Annotated in this window: 24 protein-coding genes; 7 read left to right on the top strand and 17 right to left on the bottom strand. The window is 37.8% G+C overall.

Annotation, left to right across the window (positions count from 1 at the left end):
* Positions 1 to 2: 2 nt before the first annotated feature.
* From P0Y49_02185 to P0Y49_02170, 4 genes are all read right to left on the bottom strand, one after another.
* Positions 3 to 2,123: a fasciclin domain-containing protein gene (locus P0Y49_02185; GenBank protein WEK19961.1), complete on the bottom strand. Its 2,121-nt coding sequence runs from the start codon at positions 2,121 to 2,123 to the stop codon at positions 3 to 5.
* Between the two features lie 379 nt (positions 2,124 to 2,502).
* On the bottom strand, positions 2,503 to 3,417 hold the full coding sequence (locus P0Y49_02180; GenBank protein ID WEK19960.1) for an ROK family protein: 915 nt from the start codon (positions 3,415 to 3,417) through the stop codon (positions 2,503 to 2,505).
* Between the two features lie 33 nt (positions 3,418 to 3,450).
* Positions 3,451 to 4,689 carry an L-fucose:H+ symporter permease gene (fucP, locus tag P0Y49_02175; protein WEK19959.1) on the bottom strand — a complete coding sequence of 413 codons (1,239 nt, stop codon included), beginning with the start codon at positions 4,687 to 4,689 and terminating at the stop codon, positions 3,451 to 3,453.
* 151 nt (positions 4,690 to 4,840) lie between these two features.
* Positions 4,841 to 5,869, bottom strand: coding sequence for a substrate-binding domain-containing protein (locus P0Y49_02170; GenBank protein ID WEK19958.1), 1,029 nt, complete (start codon positions 5,867 to 5,869; stop codon positions 4,841 to 4,843).
* Between the two features lie 245 nt (positions 5,870 to 6,114).
* Here P0Y49_02170 and P0Y49_02165 point away from each other — a divergent pair, with 245 nt between their 5' ends.
* Positions 6,115 to 6,414, top strand: coding sequence for a septum formation initiator family protein (locus P0Y49_02165; GenBank protein WEK19957.1), 300 nt, complete (start codon positions 6,115 to 6,117; stop codon positions 6,412 to 6,414).
* Here the strand turns inward: P0Y49_02165 and P0Y49_02160 are convergent.
* Positions 6,411 to 7,022 (bottom strand): trimeric intracellular cation channel family protein, encoded by a 612-nt coding sequence (locus tag P0Y49_02160; protein WEK19956.1) that lies wholly within the window; start codon positions 7,020 to 7,022, stop codon positions 6,411 to 6,413. The two genes, P0Y49_02165 and P0Y49_02160, sit on opposite strands and share 4 nt — an antisense overlap.
* 12 nt (positions 7,023 to 7,034) lie before the next feature.
* Positions 7,035 to 9,122 (bottom strand): hypothetical protein, encoded by a 2,088-nt coding sequence (locus tag P0Y49_02155; GenBank protein ID WEK19955.1) that lies wholly within the window; start codon positions 9,120 to 9,122, stop codon positions 7,035 to 7,037.
* An 83-nt stretch (positions 9,123 to 9,205) separates the two neighbouring features.
* Here P0Y49_02155 and P0Y49_02150 point away from each other — a divergent pair, with 83 nt between their 5' ends.
* Positions 9,206 to 9,940, top strand: a complete 735-nt coding sequence (locus P0Y49_02150) for a L,D-transpeptidase family protein (protein ID WEK19954.1) — start codon at positions 9,206 to 9,208, stop codon at positions 9,938 to 9,940.
* Positions 9,941 to 9,990: 50 nt separating this feature from the next.
* Here P0Y49_02150 and fabG read toward each other — a convergent pair whose 3' ends face one another.
* From fabG to P0Y49_02110, 8 genes are all read right to left on the bottom strand, one after another.
* The gene (fabG, locus tag P0Y49_02145) at positions 9,991 to 10,734 is read right to left on the bottom strand and encodes a 3-oxoacyl-[acyl-carrier-protein] reductase (GenBank protein WEK19953.1); all 744 of its coding nucleotides are present in this window, start codon (positions 10,732 to 10,734) and stop codon (positions 9,991 to 9,993) included.
* Positions 10,735 to 10,738: 4 nt separating this feature from the next.
* The gene (locus P0Y49_02140) at positions 10,739 to 11,824 is read right to left on the bottom strand and encodes an agmatine deiminase family protein (protein WEK19952.1); all 1,086 of its coding nucleotides are present in this window, start codon (positions 11,822 to 11,824) and stop codon (positions 10,739 to 10,741) included.
* A gap of 9 nt (positions 11,825 to 11,833) precedes the next feature.
* Positions 11,834 to 12,709 (bottom strand): carbon-nitrogen hydrolase, encoded by an 876-nt coding sequence (locus P0Y49_02135; GenBank protein ID WEK19951.1) that lies wholly within the window; start codon positions 12,707 to 12,709, stop codon positions 11,834 to 11,836.
* A gap of 190 nt (positions 12,710 to 12,899) precedes the next feature.
* A complete protein-coding gene (locus tag P0Y49_02130) occupies positions 12,900 to 13,103 on the bottom strand; it encodes a cysteine-rich CWC family protein (GenBank protein WEK19950.1) in 204 nt (67 codons plus the stop codon).
* 102 nt (positions 13,104 to 13,205) lie between these two features.
* Positions 13,206 to 15,584: a ribonucleoside-diphosphate reductase subunit alpha gene (locus P0Y49_02125; protein ID WEK19949.1), complete on the bottom strand. Its 2,379-nt coding sequence runs from the start codon at positions 15,582 to 15,584 to the stop codon at positions 13,206 to 13,208.
* A 105-nt stretch (positions 15,585 to 15,689) separates the two neighbouring features.
* The gene (locus tag P0Y49_02120) at positions 15,690 to 16,664 is read right to left on the bottom strand and encodes a ribonucleoside-diphosphate reductase small subunit (protein WEK19948.1); all 975 of its coding nucleotides are present in this window, start codon (positions 16,662 to 16,664) and stop codon (positions 15,690 to 15,692) included.
* A 387-nt stretch (positions 16,665 to 17,051) separates the two neighbouring features.
* A complete protein-coding gene (locus P0Y49_02115; protein WEK19947.1) occupies positions 17,052 to 17,459 on the bottom strand; it encodes a septal ring lytic transglycosylase RlpA family protein in 408 nt (135 codons plus the stop codon).
* Positions 17,460 to 17,595: 136 nt separating this feature from the next.
* Complete coding sequence (locus tag P0Y49_02110) at positions 17,596 to 18,066, bottom strand: methionine-R-sulfoxide reductase (GenBank protein ID WEK19946.1); 471 nt, start codon at positions 18,064 to 18,066, stop codon at positions 17,596 to 17,598.
* 50 nt (positions 18,067 to 18,116) lie between these two features.
* On the opposite strand from P0Y49_02110, the gene P0Y49_02105 reads away from it, so the two are divergent.
* Positions 18,117 to 18,770 carry a glycosyltransferase gene (locus tag P0Y49_02105; GenBank protein ID WEK19945.1) on the top strand — a complete coding sequence of 218 codons (654 nt, stop codon included), beginning with the start codon at positions 18,117 to 18,119 and terminating at the stop codon, positions 18,768 to 18,770.
* A gap of 76 nt (positions 18,771 to 18,846) precedes the next feature.
* Here P0Y49_02105 and sucD read toward each other — a convergent pair whose 3' ends face one another.
* Entirely contained in the window at positions 18,847 to 19,719 is an 873-nt protein-coding gene (gene sucD / locus P0Y49_02100) for a succinate--CoA ligase subunit alpha (GenBank protein ID WEK19944.1), read from the bottom strand.
* A gap of 73 nt (positions 19,720 to 19,792) precedes the next feature.
* The gene (locus P0Y49_02095) at positions 19,793 to 20,380 is read right to left on the bottom strand and encodes a TMEM175 family protein (protein ID WEK19943.1); all 588 of its coding nucleotides are present in this window, start codon (positions 20,378 to 20,380) and stop codon (positions 19,793 to 19,795) included.
* Positions 20,381 to 20,467: 87 nt separating this feature from the next.
* Here P0Y49_02095 and P0Y49_02090 point away from each other — a divergent pair, with 87 nt between their 5' ends.
* Positions 20,468 to 20,899 carry a hypothetical protein gene (locus tag P0Y49_02090; protein WEK19942.1) on the top strand — a complete coding sequence of 144 codons (432 nt, stop codon included), beginning with the start codon at positions 20,468 to 20,470 and terminating at the stop codon, positions 20,897 to 20,899.
* Here P0Y49_02090 and P0Y49_02085 read toward each other — a convergent pair.
* On the bottom strand, positions 20,896 to 21,582 hold the full coding sequence (locus P0Y49_02085) for a transporter substrate-binding domain-containing protein (GenBank protein WEK19941.1): 687 nt from the start codon (positions 21,580 to 21,582) through the stop codon (positions 20,896 to 20,898). The two genes, P0Y49_02090 and P0Y49_02085, sit on opposite strands and share 4 nt — an antisense overlap.
* A 464-nt stretch (positions 21,583 to 22,046) precedes the next feature.
* Here P0Y49_02085 and P0Y49_02080 point away from each other — a divergent pair, with 464 nt between their 5' ends.
* From P0Y49_02080 to P0Y49_02070, 3 genes are all read left to right on the top strand, one after another.
* Positions 22,047 to 23,267 (top strand): NUMOD1 domain-containing DNA-binding protein, encoded by a 1,221-nt coding sequence (locus P0Y49_02080; GenBank protein WEK19940.1) that lies wholly within the window; start codon positions 22,047 to 22,049, stop codon positions 23,265 to 23,267.
* 94 nt (positions 23,268 to 23,361) lie between these two features.
* Complete coding sequence (locus tag P0Y49_02075) at positions 23,362 to 23,949, top strand: RNA polymerase sigma-70 factor (protein WEK19939.1); 588 nt, start codon at positions 23,362 to 23,364, stop codon at positions 23,947 to 23,949.
* 88 nt (positions 23,950 to 24,037) lie between these two features.
* Complete coding sequence (locus P0Y49_02070; protein WEK19938.1) at positions 24,038 to 25,237, top strand: DUF4974 domain-containing protein; 1,200 nt, start codon at positions 24,038 to 24,040, stop codon at positions 25,235 to 25,237.
* Positions 25,238 to 25,250: the final 13 nt, after the last annotated feature.

Genomic DNA, 25,250 nt, shown 5'->3' with positions numbered 1-25,250 from the left:
ATTTAATATTCTAAAACTTTATCAATCGTCTGAATTACACCGTCTTTTGTGATCTGGTTAGTCGGGCTTGTTGTTGAGGATATGGTGTTTTTATTATCCGTCACCTTAATCGCTCCTGCAGAAAAACCAAGTTTAACAGCAACATTAACCTCTTTAACAGGACTGGACAATGCCTTATCTACCATACAGCTGTTGTATGTGCCTATCGTTTTCCCATCTGTAAATGCAGGTATTTTAACAATGTGATACCTGATAAACTGCTTCATTTCTTCAATCTTGGCAGCATAAGTAGGCGCAGTGCTGGCTGGAATAACAGGAATTTTACCCTGTGTTTTAGCCGTTGTAATGGCTGTATTGGATGGAACAAAAAAAGTATATTTATTCCCCAGCAGTTGATCAATAAACGGGAAGCCGGTTATTGCAAAAGTTGGATATACCTGAAGTATCAATTTATAGAATTCGCCATACTCTGCTTGTTGTACCAGATAGGTGTCAGCCGTTAAAGGCGGAACTATAGCCAGGTTTGTTCCGTAAAAGAAGCCATTGGACATCTGCTTTTTTGGACTCAGAACCGGTGTAACTGTCTTATCCGCTCCATAAACCTTTCCACTCCTTATTTCAATTTTACTTCCATTAAACGTATCATAAAAACCATCGGTAAATCCACCTTCAGGTAAGGCCTTTAAAATGATATTGTTGCCTACCCAGTTATTGATATCTGCCAATGTCATCGGTCTTGCCACCGTTGATCCTTTATCTATAATTTCAAAAATTGGATTTTTAGTTGTGCTCAATGCACTTGGCCTAATTCCGGCCTTCTCCAGGGCAACATTATTGGGAGCTAAAAAAGTTAAAGACAACTCTTTACTCACCAACGAAGCATACAACTTACTCTGAATTAGCAGTTGGGCCATATAAGAATACTCCGAGGCAAAGAAAACAGGCCCCGGTACAGCAAGAAATGCTTCCGGCTCTAATACCGTGTTGACCTGATAAAACAATCCATTACTCAACATTTTAGTCTTTAAAACACTTCCTGCCGGAAGCACAACTTTATCACCTAAAATATTCACAGCTAAACCCTTACTGATCATAGATGGCCAGCTTATCACATTTGAGTAGTGGCTTTTGTATAATAAATCCAGCGTATAATCAGGAACGGCATTGACACTACTATAGCTAGCCAACAATTTTGTGTTCAGGTAATTGTTAAATGCATCTGCAGTGGGCACATAGGCCGTTAAGGAAGCCCCCTTTTCATAATCCAATGTGGGAAGGAAACTATACACCCTTCTAAATAATGAATCCAATACGCCGGTATTATTTACATCTCCGTTATTACCTTGAGATTTGGTTCCACTAAGGTCAAATGCATAAGAAAGAAATCGCTGCTTCAGGATTTTATTATAGTCCTTGTACTCAGGGTCGGTATCTAATTCCTGTGCAATATTCTGAGGGGTAACCAAAACTTTATCTATGGCATGAATAACCCCATTACCCGAAGCAATATCAGTTTTGACTACCGAAGCGCCCATTACATTAAATACTGAGCTTACTGCACTTGCATTACCGTAAACACTAGTATAATCAGCAGGCGTTACTCCATAGTAACCAAAAAAGGGGGCAGTATAAACCTGTATATTTTTATTGTCGTAATAGATATTTACATCCTTTTTTTTTAGATCCGAGTATTCTTTATAAACTACCGAAGCTCTGGTCTCATATCTAAAAAGGTCAAAGGAATTTTTGCTTGGCCCTGGGGCTTGAAACTGGTAACTAAAGATCATCCATTTGAGGATGTGAAACTTTATAATTTTCGTAAGTTCAACAACCGGTATGTCATCCAGTGATTTGAATTTACCATTGGCCTCAAAGTACTTATTAAAAGCATCATTAGTTGGCGCAAATACAGTATATAGCCCTGATGAACTTAATTCATCTTTTAAGCCGGGCACTTTATCTATAGCTGCTACAAAAGTTGAAAATTGTGCATCGGCACTAAGCTGCTTATAAATTTCACCCTCCAGATTATCGGGCAGTCTATAAAATTTTTCGCGCTCCTTTTTGCAACCTGCTATTGCAAGGATTGAGAGCAAACAGAATAGAATTAATATTCTTCTCATAAAAAGTTACAGGTTTATAATATTTGGTTAAAAACACACAATAAGGCGCTATGACAGGCAAATGAAATACCTACCCATGATCACAACACAGCTTTTTGAGTAAAAAAGATTAGACTAACAGGAATAGATTCAGGCTAATTGCATAATGCCTAAAATGCTCCCCTTATCCGAATGCTAAGTAAAAATTGCCATATTTTAAATTGATTAGTGGTTTAATTATTTAAGCTTACCTATCCCCCGGTTCGCTTGTCTCTATTTATATCTGTCTGCCTTAAAATCAATATTATTATTGCCGGCCGGATCTGGTTTAATATAGTTTGGTTAAATCAAATATAATAAACTAAATCGTTTTAGCAAAAAATATAAAAAATAATATTCATCAATTCAATTCACTGTATAATAAGCCATTATTCCCATTACCAAGAGGATAATCAAACCATAAACTTGCCGAACCTAAAAGTGGAGCCTGCTCTCCCAAATCAGCCAGTTTCACATCTACCTCTGGAAATTTCACAGCCACAACTTTCAACAGCTCGTCAATAAAAAGATCGAAAGCTTTGGCTATGTTACCCCCAATTACAATCAATTCGGCTTTCTCCTGCTCTATAAACCTGTTCAAAAAATCCCCCAGATTACGCCCAAATTCATCAAATACGACTTTAGCTGAAGTATCCTCCGAAATACATGCTGCCAACTCTTTTACATTACTAACCTCAATAGCTGTTAGCTCATAATAACGTTTTACAAACCAGCGTGTAGACAGGTATTCTTCTGCATAAGTATCTTTAAATGGCATTTTCCAAAGATCTGCATCCTCAGCTACTTCACCATGATAGCTTGCCGAGCCTAATCCGGTTCCCAATGTTAATCCAATCACGTTTCTGCATTCAGTTGCAGCACCACTAAATACCTCTCCCTGTAAAAAACAGGCGGCATCATTCATTAATAGAATATCATTCGGACTGATTTCTAACTTCTCCGCCAACATTTCCTTGATATTTAATCCGTAAAGCGCTTCATATTTTTCCTGCCCTTTAATCAGACAAATACCTTTGGCATAATCAAATGGCCCAGGCATAGCGATTCCTATTTTTCCCATCGAAGTATTTGAAATGCTAAAAGACGCTTTCATTATCTTACTCCATTGCGCAATAATATCAGTTGCGGTTGAATAAGCATCAATGGCTTCCCGAACCATAGATTCGGGAAGTATAGTTCTGGATTGCATATCGACTAAAGCCGCTGTAATATGTGATCCTCCGATATCAACACCGAGGATAATTGAGTCATTCATCTATTTTAAATTATAAGTATCTGATAACAGCTGTTAAATTCCTTTACCTGATTTATAAAACTTAAATCCGAACATGAAAATAACGAGATAACAAATGATAGGTAAATAATAGGCCGCCGCAATATTGTGATTTGCTACCAAACCCATTATTGGTGGAAATACAGCTCCCCCAACTACCCCCATTACAATAAACGAAGAGGCTTGCTGCGTATGTCTACCAAGATCCTTCAGGCCCAGACTAAAGATTGTAGGAAACATGATACTCATAAAGAAGTTGAGCATAATTAAGGCAATAAAGGATGTCAGGCCGAAGCTTTGCGCTATGATAACGCATAAAACGATATTAGCCAAAGCATAAAATGCCAATAACCTATTTGGGGCAATATAGCGCATTAAAAAAGTACTGATAAAGCGTCCGGCCATCATCATTACCATGCTGAATGCAAAATAATAAGCTGCTTTTTCGTCTGTAAGTCCAATTTTTTCGTGACCATAGTTGATAAAGAAGGCCCAGGTTCCACCTTGAGCAGCAACATTAAAGAACTGTGCTACAATAGCCCATACAAAATGTCTATGCTTAAACAATCCTTTAGTTTTTTTAAGATCTTCCACGTCAGTAGCAACAGCTTGTGCATCAGTGTCAACAACATGGGGATCTGTTAAAGGCGGTACCTTAACAAAAGAAAACGCAATAGCAATACAAGTAATGACAACACCAATTACAATGTATAAGATTTTAACTGTATACAAATCATTGGAGTGCTCCTGACCAGAACGAAGAATAAAGTATCCGCCAACAAGTGGGCCAATTACAGCACCCAACCCATTAAATCCCTGCGAAAAATTTAAGCGCTGATCACTGGTACGCTGGTCGCCCAGCGCAGCGGCAAAAGGATGTGCTACAGTTTCTAAAGTAGCCAATCCGCATGCCAGGATAAACAGGGCAATTCTAAAAAACAAAAATGACTCTGCATTTGCAGCAGGCACAAACATAAATGCCCCGCAAGCATACAGTAATAAGCCAAATAATACTCCTTTTTTATAACCAAAACGCTTCATAAACAGCCCTGCAGGAATACCCATTATCGCATAAGCCCCAAAAATCGAGAACTGTACCAATCCTGATTGAGATTTTGAAACATGTAATACATTTTGGAAATGCTTGTTTAATACATCCCCCATGGTTATGGCTACCCCCCATAGCATGAATAAAGAGGCAACAAAAATGAACACCAGAAGAAACTTCCGTTCTGTAAAATTAGCTTTGGTCATAGCTCGGATTAGTAAGGTTTTATATTTGGTTTATTAATTATTAATAGACAAATAAAAACAAACTAAAACGTTTTAGCAACTTTTATCAAAAAAATATTTTAATCAGGATAGAAAAAATATACAAATGTGTTGCTACGTTAAAATTCAAGGCTTATTTAGTTAGTCTCAAAGATGATTCTCTTACAATCAACCTGGTTTGTAAACTGTTAATTTCCTGAGCTCCATTTCTATGATGACCGGACAACTTGCCCAACAATATACTAATTACCAATTTGGATATTTCTTCTATAGGCTGGGCCACTGCGGTAATCGTTGGATTATACAAACGGAAAAGATCATGATCATCAAACGAAATCACACCAATATCTTTACCTATTTTAAGTTTAGTACTTTTTAAGGCTTCAAGACCATTTACGCCAAGATAATTTGTGGCAAAAAATATAGCATCTATTTTTTTGTTCCTTTTTAAGAGTTCAACAATTTGTTTAACCGCCTGTCCGGATGTTTCCTGATAGGGTATTCGTTCAATAATCTGTGGAATATGATACTTGTCCATCACATTTTGATATCCTCTTAAACGATCTAGCATTTGCGTCTGATCAGATTCAATCGTGACGAATGCTATATTTTTAAATCCTTGTTCAATAAAATGTTCTATGGCTTTACTCGTTCCCTCATAATTATCAACGACAACATAATCTGCTTCCAAATCCGGGTAATACCGATCAAATAAAACTACGGGGCTATTCTCCTTGTTGAGCAGAAGAATATCTTTTTTTATCCCTTTAGGTGGAGTAATGATATAACCATCAATGCGGCGATCAATAAACATCCTAATCAACTCTTTCGTTTTTTCTGTACTATTTTCTGTACTGCAGTACAATATTTTGTATCCTTCCTTATAGGCATTCTCTTCAATCAATCGGGCTACATTAGCAAAAAAAGGATTGGCGATATCTTCTACCATAAGTCCAAGGATATTGGTTTTACCGGTACGTAAACTTTTCGCAAGCTGATTTGGTTGATAATTTTTCTCTTCAACTAACTTAAGTACCCGATCAACTAAGCTATCACTGATTCTTTTTTCTTTCGCTTTACCATTTATAATAAATGAAACCGTGGTGATGGATATGTTCAATTCTTTCGCGATATCGGAAATAGATACTTTTTTTTCTTCCATTCGGGGAGGGTTATTTATAATATTCTTAACAAGCGTATTTTGATTTAAAAGTACATTTTATAACGTTCGGATTTTTATTTTTTGCCTTAAGCTGTCAAAACTTATACAAATCTTTCTATACATCACGAATAAGTATATATCTTCTATTTCTTTCAACCCCATCAAATACCGTTCCTTCTGTCGTTTTTAAAAATCAAATAACCACATTTGAAGTGAATACTTAATTTTATTTATCTTTGTATACCATGAAACGCATATTAGAACTTGTCCGCAACAAATATTTTCTGTCTGTAGCAGCGTTTATAGTATGGATGTTGTTTTTCGACAGAAATGACATGATCTCTCAATATGAGTTCAAATCTGAAGTAAACAAGCTTCAGGAAGAGAAAGACTTCTATGTGAAAGAGATCTCCCAGGTAAAAAAAGACTTAAACGAGCTAAATACCAATTTAAACACCGCTGAGAAATTCGCTCGTGAGAAATACTTTATGAAAAAAGACAATGAAGATGTCTTTGTCATCATTAAAGAAGCTCCTAAAGATTAGTAACCAAACTTAGGTAAAGCTAGCTTAAAACGGACAACAACCACTCTTAATATAAAGATAAAAGCGATTACAATCACTGTAGCTCCACTATCTGTAACATTAAAATATTTCAAAGCATAAAATAAGATACCGCCTAAAATACAAGCCGTAGCATATATTTCCTTATGAAAAATTAACGGAATGGTATTTAACAGGGTATCTCTGATCACCCCTCCAAAACATCCGGTAATGGTGCCTAGCGCCACACAAATACCCGGACTTAGCCCAAACATAATTCCTTTTTGAATACCCAGCATTGTAAACAAGCCCAGCCCTAATGAATCGAAAAGAAACAGTGTTACCTTAAACTTTTTAATATGAGTTTTAAAAAATATGGTAGCGATACTGGTCAATAAAATCAGCAGGCAATAATTCACATCCCTCATCCATGCAACCGGCGTATCACCCAGTAAAAGATCCCTAACCGTACCTCCCCCAATAGAAGTTACAAAAGCAATGATCAATACTCCAAATGGATCTAACCTTCTTTGCATAGCTGCAAAGGTTCCCGATATCGCAAATGCGACGGTACCCAGCGTTTCAATGGTTTCCATTGTATTGATCTGCATAGCTTTTAGTTGTTAAATTTCGCCGTTTCTTTTACGGAAGAACCATTCCATAGTAAGCAATGCCATAATCAGCACAAACAGCCACTTAAAGTTAATTAATTCTTCGTACTTACGATCTTCATAACTTAATGTTTTGATCTGATCATTCGACTTGATTGCATCAACCAATTTCAATAAATCCTGAGGCATATACATTTTTCCACCGGTTTGTGCCGACATTGTATTTAACAACTGATGATTAGCTACCGTCTGTTGGTATTCTGCAACCATTGCATTCACATAAAAAACACCTTGCGCAGTATAATTTTTATTTCCCAGAGCCGTTGTTGCCACATAGGTATAATTACCAGCAGGCAATGTTCCTGCATCAAGCTGATAAGCCGCATCTGTCCTGGAAAAAAGGAATTTAAAAACCTTACCAGCATCATTCTTAATAGTAATGCTCACTTCGGGAGTATTTACCGGGACATAACTGTCATTATACAGTACCACATTGAGCAATATATTTTCATTTTCGTCGAAAGTATTTTTAGCCGCATATACTTTAAATTTCCGTTTATCATCTTTAACAGAAAGGTACTGAACAACTTTAGAGATCAAACTGTTAAAAACAATCGGCTCCTGCTGCGTATCTCCAGCTTCAGAAAGCTTCCATCTCCACAATCCCTCCCCTATTAAAAAGCCCGTCTTTCTACCATTATCCACCGTAAAAAACAACTGTGGATAATCTGTACTGATTTTTCCTATGCGTTGGTTCAATACAACCGAGCTACTCCCATTTATAATGGCTTTACCAAAGGGAACCTGTAAAGGATCAAAACCTGCAATCTGTTTGGCCATTGCCTTATCCAGATCAAATGCAGTAAAAGCGGAGTTCACATCACTAAATGCCTCCTGTAAAGTATTGTTGCTCCCGCTAAACCGAACTTGTTTTTGCAGCTGATTAAATGCATTTAAATTACTTTGAGCACCTAATATATACCATTCCGCGACATTTACAGCGCTCAATTTATTGATAAATGACGAAGCATCATAGACGAGAGAGGGCAGCTGATATAAGATAACCAATCCATAATCTCCAGGATGTAAGGCATTCAATTCTTCTCCGACCGCAACCTTTACCTCAAAATTCTTATGAAGAGCAATGGCCTGCTTTAAAGCAGTAATATCAGGATGTGGCGCAGCGGCAGCAATAAGCACTTTTTGTTTCGCATCGATTACATCAATAAAAATGTGCTGAACGTTATTCTTTTCCGAAGCCTCATGCTCTACAGGACTTAGCTGCACAGTATACTTCTGCAAGCCTAAAGCAGTTGCTTTAAGTTTAACCGGTATATGCTTAACAAAGGCATCAGAAGTAACCACCACCCGCTCTTCATAAACTTTTTTGCCATTAGTGATCACGGAGAGCTGACTTTCAGCTCCTCGCGCCTCAAAAGCCTGCACCTGCACCTCAATCGTAAAATCATTGTCCAGATAAACCAAACTGTTATGATTGATATTGGCAATCAATAAATCCTTTTTAGGAACGGTATCACCAAGCGCAATTGTGTAAACCGGAGCTTTTAATTTATTCAGCTCGTAAAGCGGACTTCCGCCACGATTAAAGATCCCATCAGAAGCCAAAATAACGGCACCAACATTCCTGTTCAAATATTCGTCATTCAACTTTGTAATCAGCTGTGCCGCATTACTCAGCTTACCTCTATTAGAAAAATCAAAGCCCGATTTAATGCTATCACTAAAATTATAAATCCTTACTTCATACTGTTCTGATAGTTCCCTTGCAAGGCGCTGCATTTGCTCTTCATACAACGACTTATTAAAACCCACAGGCGTAATATCACCTACAGAAAGCGAATTATCCTGCCCGATCACAATAATGGGCTTCTCGGGATTATAAGAAATACTCCTGATCAATGGAAAACACAACAAAAATCCAATTGTAGTAACAACAATGGCACGAGCAGCAGCCAATCCATAGCGCAGCTTTTTATCCAGTTCTTTTGTTTTACCATACAATAGCCAGGCAAACAACATACCTATAAGCAGGCAGATAAATAGGGACAAAAAGGTATAAAAGTTAAAAGAATCGCTCATAAGTAATCGGATAAAGATGCTAAATTTTAAAAGAAACTACTAAGCATTTTGTCTAAGTTTGTTTTACCAAACTCTTGCTAAATATGAAAACCTATTTTAAGCTCATTTTATTATTAAGCATCACCTCACCCGTCTTTGCTCAATCGGGTTTTAAAACCCATCAACTAACATTTGAAAGGGTAAAGACTGCATACGATGAGAAATGGGACAGCTTACAAAGGGAGTTAAGACAGACTGGAATCAAAGGTTCTTTTAATCTTTACCTGGCTGCTTACAAAAGCGAAGGAAAATTAGAATTGTGGTTACAATCCGGAAACGAGAAAAGGTATAAACTGTTCAAAACCTATGACTTTTGTGCCCATTCGGGTATCCTTGGGCCAAAAATAAAAGAAGGAGATCTACAAACGCCGGAGGGTTTTTATTACATCAATGTCTTTAATCCTGAGAGTAAATTTCATTTATCACTGGGGGTAAATTACCCAAATAAGATCGATTTATTAAGAAGTGGTCAGGAAAAGCCCGGTGGCGATATTTATATCCATGGAAATTGCGTAACTGTTGGCTGTATTCCGCTAACTGATGAAAAAATCAAGGAAATCTATGTATTGACTGTTGAAGCAAAAAATGGAGGACAATTAGAAATCCCTGTGCATATCTTCCCTTTTAAAATGACCCACAAAAACCTTAAAAAATACCTGGTTCAATTTCCAGCGCAAAAAGCTTTCTGGAAAAACCTACAACCGGGCTATGCCTATTTCGAACGACACAATGTGCCGCCAAATGTGGTATTACAGGAAGATAAATACCTCTTTAAATAAAAAATGGGCTGCATCATGATGATACAGCCCATTTTTCTTATTATTTTTTCTTACAGCATTCCGCCGCAAACCGACAGTACTTGCCCGGTAACATACGAACTCATCTCTGAAGCTAGGAATACACATACGTTAGCTACGTCTTCAGGCTCTCCAGCTCTTTTCAGTGGAATACCTTCTTCCCAGCCTTTAACAACTTTAGGGTCCAGTACATCTGTCATTTCCGTACGGATAAAACCAGGAGCCACAACATTGGTACGGATGTTACGTGAACCTAATTCTTTAGCCAATGATTTAGAGAAGCCAATGATCCCTGCTTTAGAAGCAGCATAGTTAGCCTGTCCTGCATTTCCCTGAACACCTACTACAGAGCTCATGTTGATGATAGATCCTTTACGAGCTTTCATCATTACCTTAGAAGCAGCCTTGCACACGTTAAATACCGACTTCAAGTTTACATTTATCACATCATCCCAGTTCTCCTCGCTCATGCGCATCAATAAACCGTCTTTAGTAATCCCCGCATTATTAACAACGATATCCAACGCGCCAAAATCCGCTACGATATCATTAATCAATTGATCTGCTTCATCAAATTTAGAAGCATCAGAACGATACCCCTTTACTTTTGTTCCAAAACTTTGTAATTCCTGTTCTAAAGCCTGTCCCTTTTCTACAGATGATAAATAAGTAAAAGCTACATTAGCACCTTGTTCAGCAAATTTCTCCGCTATTTTGCGGCCTATTCCTTTAGAAGCACCAGTAATAAGTGCTGTTTTTCCTTCTAATAATTTCATCTGGTTAATATTTTATTCTGTTATATTTTGATGCAGGTTCCTGCTGACTTAAACAATGAAAACTACCTAGTCCCCAGATAATGTCCGTTGAATCTATGCCTACGACCTTTCTATCCGGGAAAACACTCTGAATAATCTCCAACGCGATCTCATCATTCACATCCCTAAATGTCGGCACAATAACAGCCGCATTGGCAATGTAAAAATTAGCATAAGAAGCCGGTAAACGGGTATCTTCATGAATAACCGGCGAAGGCATTGGCAGTTCCACAATTTTTAATGGCCGACCGTCAAATAAGCGCATCCCTTTTAAGGTCTCCAGGTTCTCCTGAAGAATAACATAGTTTTCATCCAGTGGATTACTTTCTACAACGGTCAACACCGTATCCTCGCTCACAAAACGGGTAATATCATCAATATGGCCATCGGTATCATCTCCAACGATCCCCTCACCTAGCCATAATATCTGCTCTGCACCATAAAAATTAAGTAAATACTCCTCTATCTCTTCCTTACTTAAATGTGGATTTCTATTTTTATTTAACAAGCAGGCAGTGGTGGTTAAAATAGTACCATCTCCATTAAACTCAACAGAACCACCCTCCATTACAATCTCCGGATAGTATAAAGGCAACTTAAAATGCTGTGCAATCTTTGTTGGAATATCATCATCCAAATCATACGGAGGATATTTATCCCCCCATGCATTGTATCCCCAATCCACAACGGCTTTTTTATCGCGATAAACATCCATTAAAAATGCGGGGCCATGATCTCTGCACCATGCATCATTGGTTGGAAAAAAATAAAACTCAACATTATTCATATCAGCACCAACCTTTTCCAGTTCTGCAATAGCAAAAGCCTTGGTTGCTTCATCATTAATGTTAATTCTTACCTTTTCACCTTCGGCAATAATTTTAATAAACTGACAATAGGGACCATAGATCTTATCTATTTTTCCCGGCCATGAGGCTTCTTTATGAGGCCAGCTTAGCCATGTCGCTTCATGCTCTGTCCATTCGGCAGGAAAGCTAAAGCTTCTGTTTCTTGGGCTGTTGTAAAATTTTACGTCGTTAAATGATGACATCTCTGCGTTTTAATCTTCGTCAATAAACCTTTTAGTAATCGGCTGATAAGAATCTATTCTACGATCCCGTAAGAAAGGCCAATGTTTACGGAAGAAATCAGATTCAGATAAATCCAACTCTACCACTTTAGTTTCTTCATTATCATGTGAACCTAAATAAAGTAATCTGCCCTGTGCATTTGTTGCAAAACTTCCACCCCAAAACTTCATGGCTCCGTCTTGCTCAAGACCTACACGGTTTACACTTACTACAGGCACTCCATTTGCTACAGCATGAGAACGCTGGATAGTTTGCCATGCATTATATTGATCTTTATTTGTTTCTTCATCCTGATCAGTCGCCCAGCCAATAGCGGTTGGATAAAACATAATCTCAGCACCCATCAACGCTGTGATGCGCGATGCTTCAGGATACCATTGATCCCAGCAGATCAATATACCGATTTTAGCAAATTTTGTCTGAAAAACCTTATAACCTAAATCGCCCGGAGTGAAGTAAAATTTCTCATAGTAAGCCGGATCATCCGGGATATGCATCTTGCGATATTTACCCAGGTAAGCACCATCGGCATCTAAAACAGCTGTGGTATTATGATACAATCCTGCTGTACGCTTCTCAAACAACGAGGCAATAATCACCACGCCCAATTCTTTTGCAACAACTTGCAAAGCATCTGTAGACGGGCCAGGAATAGCCTCAGCCAAATTGAAGTGCTCGTAATCTTCAACATCACAAAAATATAGAGAAGTAAAAAGCTCTTGCAAACACACAATTTGCGCGCCTTTTGCCGCTGCTTCTCTAATCTTTAAAATTGCCTTATCTAAATTTTCTTGTTTATTAGCGGTACAACTCATCTGCACCAGTCCAACCTGTACTTTAGCCATTCTTCAATATTTGAAATGCAAAGTTAAAATAAAAAACGAAGCAGTTCTTCTACTCCATCACTACTTTTTGAACTTTAGCCTCAAACTGATCCAATATTGATGGCTCTTCTATCCAAACGGTATATTTTCCCTTTTGATCAGAAGAGAAAAAAGATACATTGGCTTCCCCTTTTCAAGCAAATTATATCATTTAAGATGTAACATCGTCCCTATACTCCTGTTGCAATTCAAATAAGCACTTAGCACATAAGCAGCCATCATATAGCTCACTAATGTATTGTACCTCATTTAAATCAAGATGAACTACACTGCACTGGCATTTGGTATATGCGTTCGCCTTACACTCAATAGAAGTGTTGCAACGCTCGCAAGGTATAATTTCATGTTTTGCCATTCAACGAGTCAGGATTAAGGAGCAATCATTATAGTGCAAATATACCATAAAAAAGGAGTGAGAATCGCTTCTTACTCCTTTGAGATATATCAATCTGAATGATTAACCTGAACAGCTGATACAGCCTTCCTCCATTGAGCAAACAGGACCTTCTACAATTTCTTCAGCACTTTGTTCGATGTGCTCAGGAATTACCGGTTCCATGTTTTTACCAGCCTGATTTTCTACCGTAAACTTAACAGCTTGAGAGGCTGCCTGAGTACGTAGATAATACATACCAGTTTTCAATCCTTTCTTCCATGCATAGAAATGCATTGAAGTTAGTTTTGAAGTATTTGGAGCATTGATAAACAAGTTTAGTGATTGCGACTGGCAGATGTAAGCACCCCTGTCGGCAGCCATATCAATAATGCTACGCATTTTGATTTCCCAAACTGTTTTGTATAAATCTTTGATGTAATCAGGGATCTCAGCAATGTCCTGAATAGAACCATTAGCCAAAATAATCCTGTCTTTCATAGCCGGAGTCCATAAACCCAGTGCCACTAAGTCTTTCAATAAATGTTTATTTACTACGATGAACTCACCGCTCAATACCCTTCTGGTATAAATATTAGAAGTGTAAGGCTCAAAACATTCGTTGTTACCCAGAATCTGTGAAGTAGAAGCCGTAGGCATTGGTGCAACCAATAAAGAGTTGTAAACACCGTCTTTCACTACTTTCTCACGTAAAGATTCCCAATCCCAACGGCCGCTATCCGGTTGTACATTCCAAAGATCAAACTGGAACTTACCTTTAGATAAAGGAGAACCTGCAAAAGTCTCATACGGACCATGCTTAACAGCCAGATCATGAGAAGCAGTCATAGCTGCAAAGTAGATCGTTTCAAAGATCTCTTTATTTAAGATACGGGCACCTTCACTTTCGAAAGGCAAACGCATTAAAATAAAGGCATCAGCTAAACCCTGTACACCTAAACCAACCGGTCTGTGACGCATATTAGAGTTTCTGGCTTCTTCTACCGGATAGTAGTTATAATCTATAATTTTATTCAGATTTATTGTAGCCTGATAAGTTACATCGTATAATTTTTGGTGATCAAACTCACCGTTGATTACATATCTTGGCAATGCAAGAGAAGCCAAATTACAAACCGCAACTTCATCTTTAGAAGTGTACTCAATAATTTCGGTACAAAGGTTAGAACTTTTTATGGTACCCAGGTTTTGTTGATTCGATTTGCTGTTGGCAGCATCTTTATACAATAAATAAGGTGTACCAGTCTCAATTTGTGAGTCCAGAATAGCAAACCACAATTCCTGAGCTTTAACAGTTTTACGTGCTCTTCCTTCTTTTTCGTAACGCTCATACAAAGCATCAAACTCTTCACCAAAGCAATCTGCTAATCCTGGTGCTTCATGCGGACAGAACAAGCTCCAATCGCCATTTTCTTCCACACGTTTCATAAACAAATCACAAACCCAAAGCGCATAGAACAAATCACGAGCACGCAATTCTTCTTTACCATGGTTTTTACGCAAGTCTAAGAAACTAAAAACATCGGCATGCCATGGCTCCAAATAGATCGCAAAAGCACCTTTACGTTTACCTCCACCTTGATCTACATAACGTGCAGTATCGTTAAACACTTTCAACATTGGCACAATACCATTACTGGTACCATTGGTACCACCAATGTAAGAACCTGTAGCTCTGATGTTGTGAATACTTAAACCAATACCGCCAGCGCTCTGAGAGATTTTAGCAGTTTGTTTTAAAGTATCATAAATTCCCTCAATGCTATCATCCTGCATGGTTAGTAAAAAGCAAGAAGACATTTGAGGTTTAGGAGTAGCCGCATTAAATAACGTTGGTGTGGCATGTGTAAACCAACGCTCACTCATCAGGTTATAAGTTTCAATAGCGCTGTCAATGTCACCTTTGTGGATACCTACAGCAACACGCATAAACAAATGCTGAGGACGTTCAACAATCTGCCCTTCAACCTTTAACAGATAAGACTTTTCTAAAGTTTTGAAACCAAAGTAATCAAAACCAAAATCCCTGTCATATATAATTGTACTGTCTAAAATGTCTGCATTCTTCTCAATCACTTCCCAAACATCATCTGCAATCAACGCTGCTGGTTTGCCTGTTTTAGCATCAATATAATTATATAACATCTCCATCGTTTTGGAGAATGACTTCGTTGTGTTTTTATGAAGATTAGACACTGCTATACGAGAAGCCAGCAGGGCATAATCCGGATGTTTTGTAGTTAAAGAGGCTGCGGTTTCTGCTGCAAGATTATCCAGTTCTGAAGTAGTAACACCGTCATATAGTCCCTCAATTACCTTCTTGGCAACATCGATCGGATCTACAAGCTCAACATTAAACCCATAGCACAACTTCTCAATACGAGCCGTTATTTTATCAAATCTTACCGCTTCCTTGCGGCCATCTCTTTTTATTACGAACATATTTTCAAGTATTTAAAGTGCATATTGAGTTTTAGAGCAGAAACTCAGCATCGGCACCGAATTACAATTATTATTTATTTTCTTATCGTCTAACCCCGATAAGTACTAAAAATCTTCATCTAATGAGAATGCGGCTGCTTTATCCTCTGTTGAAGTCAACACGCCACTCTTCTGATAGTCACCCACCCTTTTTTCAAAGAAGTTGGTTTTACCTTGCAATGAAATCATCTCCATAAAATCAAATGGATTAGTAGCGTTATATATTTTGGCATATCCCAATTCCTGCAACCACCTGTCGGCCACAAACTCAATATATTGCGACATTAATTTAGCGTTCATTCCGATCAGGGCAACAGGCAATGCATCAGTAATAAATTCCTTCTCGATTTCTACAGCATCACTAATAATAGCATGAACCTGTTCCTGGCTTAATTTGTTTTTAAGCATTTTATATAATAAACAAGCAAATTCACAATGTGAACCCTCATCTCTTGAGATCAACTCATTACTAAAAGTAAGCCCCGGCATTAAACCACGTTTCTTTAACCAGAATATAGAGCAGAAACTACCGCTGAAGAAAATTCCTTCTACCGCAGCAAATGCCACCAAACGTTCAGCAAAATTACCATTGTCAATCCAGCGCAATGCCCATTCTGCTTTTCTCTTTACTGCAGGAACAGTATCAATAGCATGGAACAACCTGTCCTTTTCTTCCGGATCTTTAATATAAGTATCAATCAACAAAGCATAAGTCTCTGCATGAATGTTTTCCATCATGATCTGGAAACCATAAAAGCAACGTGCTTCAGGCAATTGTACCTCACTCATGAAGTTTACAGCAAGGTTTTCATTTACGATACCATCGCTAGCAGAAAAGAAAGCAAGAATATGCGAAATAAAATGTCTTTCCCCATCATTCAGATTATCCCAGTGCTTCTGGTCATCCGAAAGATCGATTTCTTCGGCAGTCCAGAAACTTGCTTCAGTCTTCTTATACATTTCCCAGATTTCAGGATATTTAATCGGCAAAAGAACAAATCTGTCTTTGTTTTCTTTTAATAATACTTCTTCTTCTTGCATAAGGATCTATTTTAATAAGGTAAATGTATATTGACTTCATAAAGCCCTGATAAATCTGGTAGCCAAGCAATCCACATCCAGTTATTAAAAGTTTAAAAGACATAAAATTATCCAACAACCTTAAGCAACTAAATATGACAACTTTAACTAAAAATCTTTGAGTGATTTACTAAAGTACTTTATGTAAACAAATATAAAGTCTGAAGCTCTGATAAGAGAACAATAGTTGTTAACAAGCCGTCATTTTTATCAACACTAAAAGACAAAATTGACACACCAATTACCCTGAAAAGTTGGTATTTATTTCTTTTTTATAAAGAGAAAAACTATGGAAACTGTGTTAATAAATTCAAGAAACTGACTATAACGCAGTTAAAGTTAAAAAGGCTAATCTGTATCCGGGAGGTAACTAATTTCAACTTTAGCCGCACCTTTTCCATAAATACCAATTGCTCTGGCTGCCGCTTCAGAAAGATCTATTTTGAATTTTCTGGAATGAGGCCCCCTGTCATTCACCTCAACATTTACAGACTCTCCATTTGCCGGATTAGTTACCGTCACAATAGTTCCAAGAGGTAAGCTCATGTGGGCAGCTGTCAGCTTCTTCTTACGATACCTTGCGCCACTTGTTGTTTTACGACCTTCAAATTTTCTGTGATAATATGTTGCGTAAACCGTTTTTGAGATTAATTTAGAAGAGTGATTGGATGAGGATGCCAGCGGCTTATCAAGAACCGTATTTAAACCCGGTTCATCTGAAATATCCTGAGAAAAACCCAGAAAAGAAATTAGCATACCGCATAACAATAAACAATACTTCATATTTACTATAGTTGGTGAAGGGACAAACATAAGTAAACTAAGTACTTAAAAACAAGAAATGTCCGACAAGTTATCATCGGACACTATAACAATATCATTGTTAAAAATATTATTTCTTATCGGGCACAAAATCCATAGAAATAGAGTTCACACAATTGCGGGTATTTTTTTCTGTGAAACCTTCTCCAATAAATACATGCCCCAAATGTGCCTTGCAATTCGCACATACAATCTCCGTACGCATCCCATCTGCATCGGGAATTCTTTCTACCGCACCTTTAATCTCATCATCAAAACTCGGCCATCCGCAATGCGACTCAAATTTAGATTCAGACCGGTACAGAGGGGCATTACAACGCCTGCAGGTATAAGTACCCTTTTCCTTATTGTTCAGCAACTTACCCGTCCCCGGATATTCAGTCCCCTTACGAACAATTACATCTTCTTCTTCCTTAGTTAATTTATTCCACTCCATATTCTTCACAGTTTTTTTTGTATCCCCTTTTTTAGACTGCTGTGCACATGCTGCTAAGCTACTTAAAGCTAACAATCCCGCAAACATAAATGTTCTTGTCTTCATTATCTTATTGTAAAACGTATTAACTTTGAGCCATACACTTGTAATCCAATATGGCAATCCCCAAAGTTATTTATCAAACATTCAAAACAAACAAATTACCATTGATCAACAGATTGTCGGTTAAATGGCTAAAGTTAAGAAATAAAGATTATAGCTATGAGTTTTATGACGACGAGCGTATCATTCGTTTTTTAAAAGAAGAATATGAACCTGAGGTACTCCAGGCTTACAACCAACTAAATATCGGTGCAGCGAAAGCTGATTTTTTTAGGTATGCCATATTATATAAAAAAGGTGGCGTTTACCTGGACATTGACGCTTATGTACCTGGGCATCTGGATGCCTTCATCAAACCGGAGGATGTCGCAATAATCTCTAAAGAAAAATTCCCAAACATTTTTGTACAATGGGCGCTAATCTTTGAAGCAGGACATCCATTTTTAAAGAGAACACTGGAGGTGATCATCAACAACATCAAAGAAAACTCCTACCCAAACAGTGTACACTGGATGACGGGCCCTACAGCCTATTCTAAAGCGATACTGGAATGCATTGCAGAAAACCCTAATATTCCTTACCGCATCTTTGGCCAGGACTACAAAAAAGCCATTAAACCCCGTTTGCCATTTAGCAAAACATTGTATAAAGATTCACAACACTGGAAAAAAATGGAAAAAACGACGAGCGTATTAAAACCGTTATAAGCGTAAAGCAAAAAACTCCGATGAACGAATTCACCGGAGTTTTTAATTTATACAAGAAGATCTTTATGTAACAGGCTTATTTTTTCAATAGCTCAGCCATTGCTGCGCCAATCTCTGCAGGGCTTTCCACAACGCGGATACCACACTCAGCCATAATTTTCATTTTTGCAGCAGCAGTATCATCAGCACCACCAACAATGGCACCAGCATGACCCATTCTACGTCCAGCAGGAGCAGTTTGACCAGCGATGAAGCCAACTACCGGCTTAGTACCGTTTTCTTTAATCCAACGTGCAGCTTCCGCTTCCATACCACCACCAATTTCACCAATCATGATGATACCTTCAGTTTCAGGATCGTTCATTAACAATTCAACCGCTTCTTTAGTAGTTGTACCAATGATTGGATCACCACCAATACCAATTGCTGTTGTGATACCTAATCCAGCTTTCACTACCTGATCAACAGCTTCGTAAGTTAAAGTACCCGATTTAGATACAACACCTACTGTACCTTTTTTGAAGATAAAACCTGGCATGATACCAATTTTAGCTTCGTCAGCTGTAATCACACCTGGGCAGTTAGGACCGATTAAACGGCAATCTCTGTCAGAAATATATTCTTTAACCTGAATCATATCCTTAGTAGGGATACCTTCAGTAATACAAACAATAACTTTAATTCCAGCTTCAGCAGCTTCCATGATAGCATCTGCTGCAAATGCAGGTGGAACAAAAATGATAGATACATTTGCGCCAGCTTGATCAACCGCATCCTTTACCGTATTAAATACCGGTTTATCTAAATGAGTTTGTCCGCCTTTGCCCGGTGTTACGCCACCAACAACATTAGTTCCGTACTCGATCATTTGAGAAGCATGATAAGTACCCTCATTTCCAGTAAAACCCTGAACAATAACTTTTGAATCTTTATTTACTAAAACACTCATGTATCTTTATTTTTTTGTGCAAAGCTAAGCTAATTGAAATGCAATGTCAAATGCAATCCAAATTTTATTGCATTTATTCCGGCTCTTCCTTTTGAAGTCTTTTCTCTACCCTTGTATCAGGGACAAACCAAATAATGGCGACCAACACATAGCCTGCTATACCAATCCATGAACTCATAAAGCTTCCTGCAATACTCACAATATAAATAGCCGACGAAACCTTCCCTTTAATATCAAGCCCATAGGTCTGAGCAATTACAGAATCAGCACCGTGTAACCTCACCAACGTCCGCTCCAAAATAAAATAAGCAACCGAAGCCATAAATACCACACAGCCATAAATAATTACAGGCCAGGATTCATAATGATTTTCACCCATCCATGCTGTAGCAAAAGGGAACAAAGAAAGCCAGAAAAGTAAATGTAAATTTGCCCATAAGGCCTTGCCATTAACCTTTTTTACCAGCTGCATCATATGATGATGGTTATTCCAGTATATACCTACATAGATAAAACTCAACAGATAACTCATCAACACAGGTATCAATGGAACTAAGGCCGCAATGGTAGTCCCATGCGGGGTTTTCAATTCCAGAACCATAATGGTAATGATAATCGCCATCACCCCATCACTAAAAGCTTCCAACCTGTTTTTATTCATAATTAAAGATAATATTTTGTCCAGTCATTAAAAGCAGAAGTTTTATATATTTGGCCGCGATGCTTCAAGTCGTCAATTCAACCTCACATGAAACCATTAAAAATCTACTTTAAAATATTAAAAGTTGGCAACGGGAAACTTCTGAAAAACAGAGATGAAGTAAACAACCTCATTGTAGATCTGATCAATAAAAACCCAAGTCAGCCTGCATCAGGACTAAGAGCTATCGCTCTGGAGGCGCTTAACCATACAGCTTTAGGTCAACAATCACTACAAACCAGTGATCGCTTCTTTATCAGTAGAGCAACAGACATTGAAGTAATCATTACTTTTTTACCTGAAGAGAAAGCAATCCAGGATCAATTTTACACCCAATGGAGATATATCCAAATATCAACACCTTATCGATTGGTACAATATCTGGACGAAAACAAAGTAGTTGTCTATAGCGAAAAAACAAAAGTCCTACACACCATAAAGCTCGATAAAGACATTACCGTTGTAGTCGACGAAGACTAAAACTGTATCTCGCTAAACCATTTTTTATAGATATTCTGGTAGGTGCCATTTTCTTTAAGCAGACTCAGTACTTCGTTAAATTGAGCTTTAAGTTTTACATCTCCTTTTTTCATAGCTATAGCGTAAGATGAATCCGTTTTAGGCAGGAACATTCCTATTTTTAGCTTTTTATTCTTTTGCAGGAAGCCGCCCGCTATTGGCGAATCGTCAATCAACAAATCAATTTTTCCAGACTGTAGCTTTCTATAAAGTTCTTTATTGGTAACCGCATATACAATGTTGTTTGCTGGAAACTGTTCCCGTACATACCGCTCTGCCTCTGTCGCCTCCCTCACCCCTATCGTTTTATTTTTAAAATGGTGTAAACCAGATAACGAATCGTTCTCTGACACTACTGCACATAATCTGAAATATAAATAAGGATTACTAAATTCAAGAATATGTTGACGAGAGGCCGTTACCGTTACAGCAGAACAAATGAGATCGAGTTCGCCTTTAAACAGCTTTTCCAGTATGGTAGACCATAAAGAAACTTCATATTCAACTTCTAAATTCAGATGACTGGTAATGGCCCGGAGTAAATCAACCTCAAATCCTTCAAAATTTTCAGCATTGTAATCAGAATGCATTGGAAATGGAGCTGCAGAGTCCAATCCGACTTTTAATACTTTCTTGTTGGTCATACAATAAGATTTAAATTCCAGTTTTCATTCAAAAACAACAAAAAAACCAGATTTCTTTACAAAGAACAGCAAAAAAATCCAAACACCACTCACTTCAAGACAACTTCAACCAAAAAAACTAAGACTTAACACAAAAACACTCCTCCAAACCACACATCAAATACAAAAAAATACAATCACCTCAATATCCTCATCAAAAGCACAACCACAAAGCATCAAAAAGACCAAAAGCAATACAAATTCCAGCCCATAGATTCAAATTCATAAATTTCCCACAAAAGGATAGTCTGGATATTGTTTCCCTATACTTTTGGAATTTCTTTTCAAAAAAGGCAAGAAAAAATAAACTAAAAAAAATTCTAATTGTTTATTAGCCACAAAAAGAATTTGATCAAAAATAAAACGAAAAAAAATTAACCAGATAAATACTTAATCTGATATATTTACATCAAATTATGCCAAATATGAATTACCCATACGAAAACCTTTCACCTGAAGCGCTCCCAGGTGAATTATGGTCCTCAATTCCAAAACTGGATGCGCCATACGAGGTTTCTAGCTTAGGGAGAGTACGTAGATTGGAGAAAAGCTCTATCGATAAAAAAGGTATTGCCAGACAAAAACCTGGCATGATTATCAAAACAATAATCTCTGAAAGCAAAAACTCTCAAACCGGCGATACTGCAAAATATGCAGGAATTACTTTATCCGCCAACAAAAGAAGGTACTATTTAAGTGTTGCCCGATTGGTCTATTATTGTTTTGTCGACGAATTCGACCTAAGTGACAAGCAACTTCTGGTATTTCCAAAAGACGGGGACAACCTTAACTTAAGAGCAGAAAACTTGCTCTTAGGCACACCAAAAGACAAAGCGGCAAGGATGATGGCGTCCGGAAGAAGAAGATCATTTTTCCCGGAGTTTAGTGAAGAAATAAAGAAAAAGAGTCGTGACAAGATCACTGCAACGAAAAAACAAAAAGGCACTTACAATGTCAGCCGCTATTCTTTAACAGGGCAATTACTGGAAACTTATTCCAATGCCAGAATTGCAGCAGAAGCAATGAACACTGCTCAAGGATATATTTCTATTGCAGCCAGAGATACAGGAAAAGTGGTTACCGCTTGTGGATATTTATGGAGGCGAGGCAATGAGCTCGAGCTTGACCTAAAGCCCATGTTGAAAGAAAGATGGTATGGACATTCCCCACTCGCAAAACAACAACACATCATAGGGCAATATGATCTTGAAGGCAATCTGGTTGATACACATATCAATACCGTAGAAGCCGCAAAAGCAGTTAAAGTCCACAAAAATGGTATCCGTAATGTAATTAATGGCCGAGGCTTAACTTATGGCGGTTTTATATGGAGCAAGGTGATCAAGAAAAAGATCGCTGTCGACCCAAAAATAACCCTTAGCAGATCGGGGATATCCCAATATGATTTAGATGGCCGCTGGATTCAATCCTTTAAAAATTGTGTAGCCGCAGCAAAAGCAACACAAGTTGACAATACCAACATCCACCTGGCAGTTAACGGGCACACCCTAACAGCCGGAGGATATTTATGGCGTAAAGGACAACAATTACGGATCAACATCAATGAATTGCGCAAGCATCCACATTATGCCGGATCTGGGTTACAAAGGCACATGAAAAGAAAAAGGGAACTAGCCATTCAATAAGTTCAAAGCCCTGTTGAAATTCAACAGGGCTTTTCCTTTAAAAGATATACTTTGCTTAAGTATTACCCTCCTATTCTCCGATTAAAATCTAACTTTGTTTTTAGGGGAACTGACTATGCCATCTTACAATTCAATTTCTGATCAGGAACTTATTGATCTGTTAAAACAGGACAACAGGGAAGCTTTTGCAGAAATATACAAAAGACATGCGCCCCAATTGACAAGCTTTGCAACTGCAAAACTATTTTCAATGGATGATGCCCGTGACCTGATACAAGACCTCTTTACAAGTTTATGGACAACACGTGAGAAAATTTTCATTACCTCTTCTGTCCAAACCTATTTATTTGCATCCGTAAGACACAAGGTGATTGACAAAATCCGTAAAAATATAACCAGAGAAGAATATGCGATCATTTTACAGTCCTTATCTACGTACTCCTCTTATAATCCGGAAAAGGAACTAGAAGCAAAAGACCTTAAAAAAATAGTCGATCAAGCCATTGAAAAACTTCCCCCGCGCACCAGAGAAATCTACAAATTAAGTAGAGAAGACCATCATAGCATTACTGATATTGCCAGCAAACTAAATTTATCAGATCAAACTGTAAAGAATCAATTAACAGCAGCCATGAAGTCACTGAGAGAAACACTTGATAAACTTTCGGTACTCTTACTTTAACAAAAATAAAGTAAAATATATTTTAAAATCTTACGGTACCAAAGCGTAGTTGATACGACTATACCCTTGAAAGCGCATTTATATACAGATGAACAAAACGAAAGATTTACTAGACCGATATCTGAACGACAAATGTACTCCACTTGAGCAACAACAGGTAGAAAACTGGCTGGCTGCATATCACAACGATGATAACGGCTGGCAAAAAATGAATATTCAGCAAAAAGAAATATGGCTGGATGCGCTATTTACAGATATCAACAACATTATTGATACCCCACAACAACAAACTAAGACCTTAAATAATTACCGCTTTATTCGCAGAAAAATATTTACTGCGGCAGCTGCAATTTTAATACTATCTACAATAGGAATCTACTTTTTCGCAATCAGAAACCAACAACCCCATTCCAAATCTGATATAACGTATAAAAACGACATTGGTCCCGGTAAGAACCAAGCCACATTAACATTAGCTGATGGCCGTAAAATTATACTATCTGATACAACAAAAGGAGAACTTGCTACAGAAGCTGGAGTAAGCATCACAAAAACTAAAGACGGACAAATAGTCTACCAGGTCAATTCTGAAATCTCTGATAAACAATATACCAAGCTTGCAACTAAAACCAACACAATAGCTACACCTCGCGGGGGGCAATACCAGATTAACCTTCCGGACGGAACAAAAGTATGGCTAAATGCTGCTTCAACACTTCAATACCCCACATTCTTTGGCCCTCTGAAAGAGCGAAAAGTTATACTTAGTGGCGAAGCTTATTTCGAAGTTGCTAAAGACAAAACAAAGCCCTTTATAGTAGTTACCGCACGGCAGGAAGTTGAAGTATTAGGCACCCATTTTAATGTCAACAGCTATGAAGACAATGCCATTGTAAAAACGACATTACTAGAGGGTTCTGTACGCATTTCCCCTTATCACCTAAGCAAAGGCTCAAAACTTTCAATGCTTGCTCCACAAATCTTAAAGCCTAACGAACAAGCCATTTTAACCGATGGCAACCTAAAAATTCAGGAAGCAGACATCAAAGAAGCGGTCGCCTGGAAAAATGGTTATTTTATATTTAATGATGAGAATCTGGGCAGCATCATGCATAAAATATCCAGATGGTATGATGTTGATGTATCCTTTCAAGACAATACAACACAAGTATCATTCATTGGCGTGGTATCAAGAGCAAAAAATATTTCATCAGTACTTCAGCTGATCGAAGAAACAGGAAATGTTCATTTTAAAATTGATGGAAGGAGAATCACCGTTATGAAGTAAAAATTACTAAAAG

It is taken from the genome of Candidatus Pedobacter colombiensis (assembly GCA_029202485.1).
GTDB lineage: Bacteria > Bacteroidota > Bacteroidia > Sphingobacteriales > Sphingobacteriaceae > Pedobacter > Pedobacter colombiensis.
The sequence above is the reverse complement of the archived record's forward strand: the minus strand, read 5'-3'. Positions and strand labels throughout refer to the sequence as shown.

What these genes read in the sequence shown, in the direction of transcription:
- P0Y49_02125 (WEK19949.1), bottom strand. Translation starts at nt 15,584, where the DNA reads ATGTTCGTAATAAAAAGAGATGGCCGCAAGGAAGCGGTAAGATTTGAT.
- fabG (WEK19953.1), bottom strand. Translation starts at nt 10,734, where the DNA reads ATGAAATTATTAGAAGGAAAAACAGCACTTATTACTGGTGCTTCTAAA.
- P0Y49_02140 (WEK19952.1), bottom strand. Translation starts at nt 11,824, where the DNA reads ATGTCATCATTTAACGACGTAAAATTTTACAACAGCCCAAGAAACAGA.
- P0Y49_02085 (WEK19941.1), bottom strand. Translation starts at nt 21,582, where the DNA reads ATGACCAACAAGAAAGTATTAAAAGTCGGATTGGACTCTGCAGCTCCA.
- P0Y49_02185 (WEK19961.1), bottom strand. Translation starts at nt 2,123, where the DNA reads ATGAGAAGAATATTAATTCTATTCTGTTTGCTCTCAATCCTTGCAATA.
- P0Y49_02070 (WEK19938.1), top strand. Translation starts at nt 24,038, where the DNA reads ATGAACAAAACGAAAGATTTACTAGACCGATATCTGAACGACAAATGT.
- P0Y49_02160 (WEK19956.1), bottom strand. Translation starts at nt 7,022, where the DNA reads ATGCAGATCAATACAATGGAAACCATTGAAACGCTGGGTACCGTCGCA.
- P0Y49_02120 (WEK19948.1), bottom strand. Translation starts at nt 16,664, where the DNA reads ATGCAAGAAGAAGAAGTATTATTAAAAGAAAACAAAGACAGATTTGTT.
- P0Y49_02180 (WEK19960.1), bottom strand. Translation starts at nt 3,417, where the DNA reads ATGAATGACTCAATTATCCTCGGTGTTGATATCGGAGGATCACATATT.
- P0Y49_02095 (WEK19943.1), bottom strand. Translation starts at nt 20,380, where the DNA reads ATGAATAAAAACAGGTTGGAAGCTTTTAGTGATGGGGTGATGGCGATT.
- P0Y49_02165 (WEK19957.1), top strand. Translation starts at nt 6,115, where the DNA reads ATGAAACGCATATTAGAACTTGTCCGCAACAAATATTTTCTGTCTGTA.
- P0Y49_02155 (WEK19955.1), bottom strand. Translation starts at nt 9,122, where the DNA reads ATGAGCGATTCTTTTAACTTTTATACCTTTTTGTCCCTATTTATCTGC.
- P0Y49_02150 (WEK19954.1), top strand. Translation starts at nt 9,206, where the DNA reads ATGAAAACCTATTTTAAGCTCATTTTATTATTAAGCATCACCTCACCC.
- fucP (WEK19959.1), bottom strand. Translation starts at nt 4,689, where the DNA reads ATGACCAAAGCTAATTTTACAGAACGGAAGTTTCTTCTGGTGTTCATT.
- P0Y49_02080 (WEK19940.1), top strand. Translation starts at nt 22,047, where the DNA reads ATGAATTACCCATACGAAAACCTTTCACCTGAAGCGCTCCCAGGTGAA.
- P0Y49_02170 (WEK19958.1), bottom strand. Translation starts at nt 5,869, where the DNA reads ATGGAAGAAAAAAAAGTATCTATTTCCGATATCGCGAAAGAATTGAAC.
- P0Y49_02105 (WEK19945.1), top strand. Translation starts at nt 18,117, where the DNA reads ATGGCAATCCCCAAAGTTATTTATCAAACATTCAAAACAAACAAATTA.
- P0Y49_02130 (WEK19950.1), bottom strand. Translation starts at nt 13,103, where the DNA reads ATGGCAAAACATGAAATTATACCTTGCGAGCGTTGCAACACTTCTATT.
- P0Y49_02135 (WEK19951.1), bottom strand. Translation starts at nt 12,709, where the DNA reads ATGGCTAAAGTACAGGTTGGACTGGTGCAGATGAGTTGTACCGCTAAT.
- P0Y49_02115 (WEK19947.1), bottom strand. Translation starts at nt 17,459, where the DNA reads ATGCTAATTTCTTTTCTGGGTTTTTCTCAGGATATTTCAGATGAACCG.
- sucD (WEK19944.1), bottom strand. Translation starts at nt 19,719, where the DNA reads ATGAGTGTTTTAGTAAATAAAGATTCAAAAGTTATTGTTCAGGGTTTT.
- P0Y49_02110 (WEK19946.1), bottom strand. Translation starts at nt 18,066, where the DNA reads ATGAAGACAAGAACATTTATGTTTGCGGGATTGTTAGCTTTAAGTAGC.
- P0Y49_02090 (WEK19942.1), top strand. Translation starts at nt 20,468, where the DNA reads ATGAAACCATTAAAAATCTACTTTAAAATATTAAAAGTTGGCAACGGG.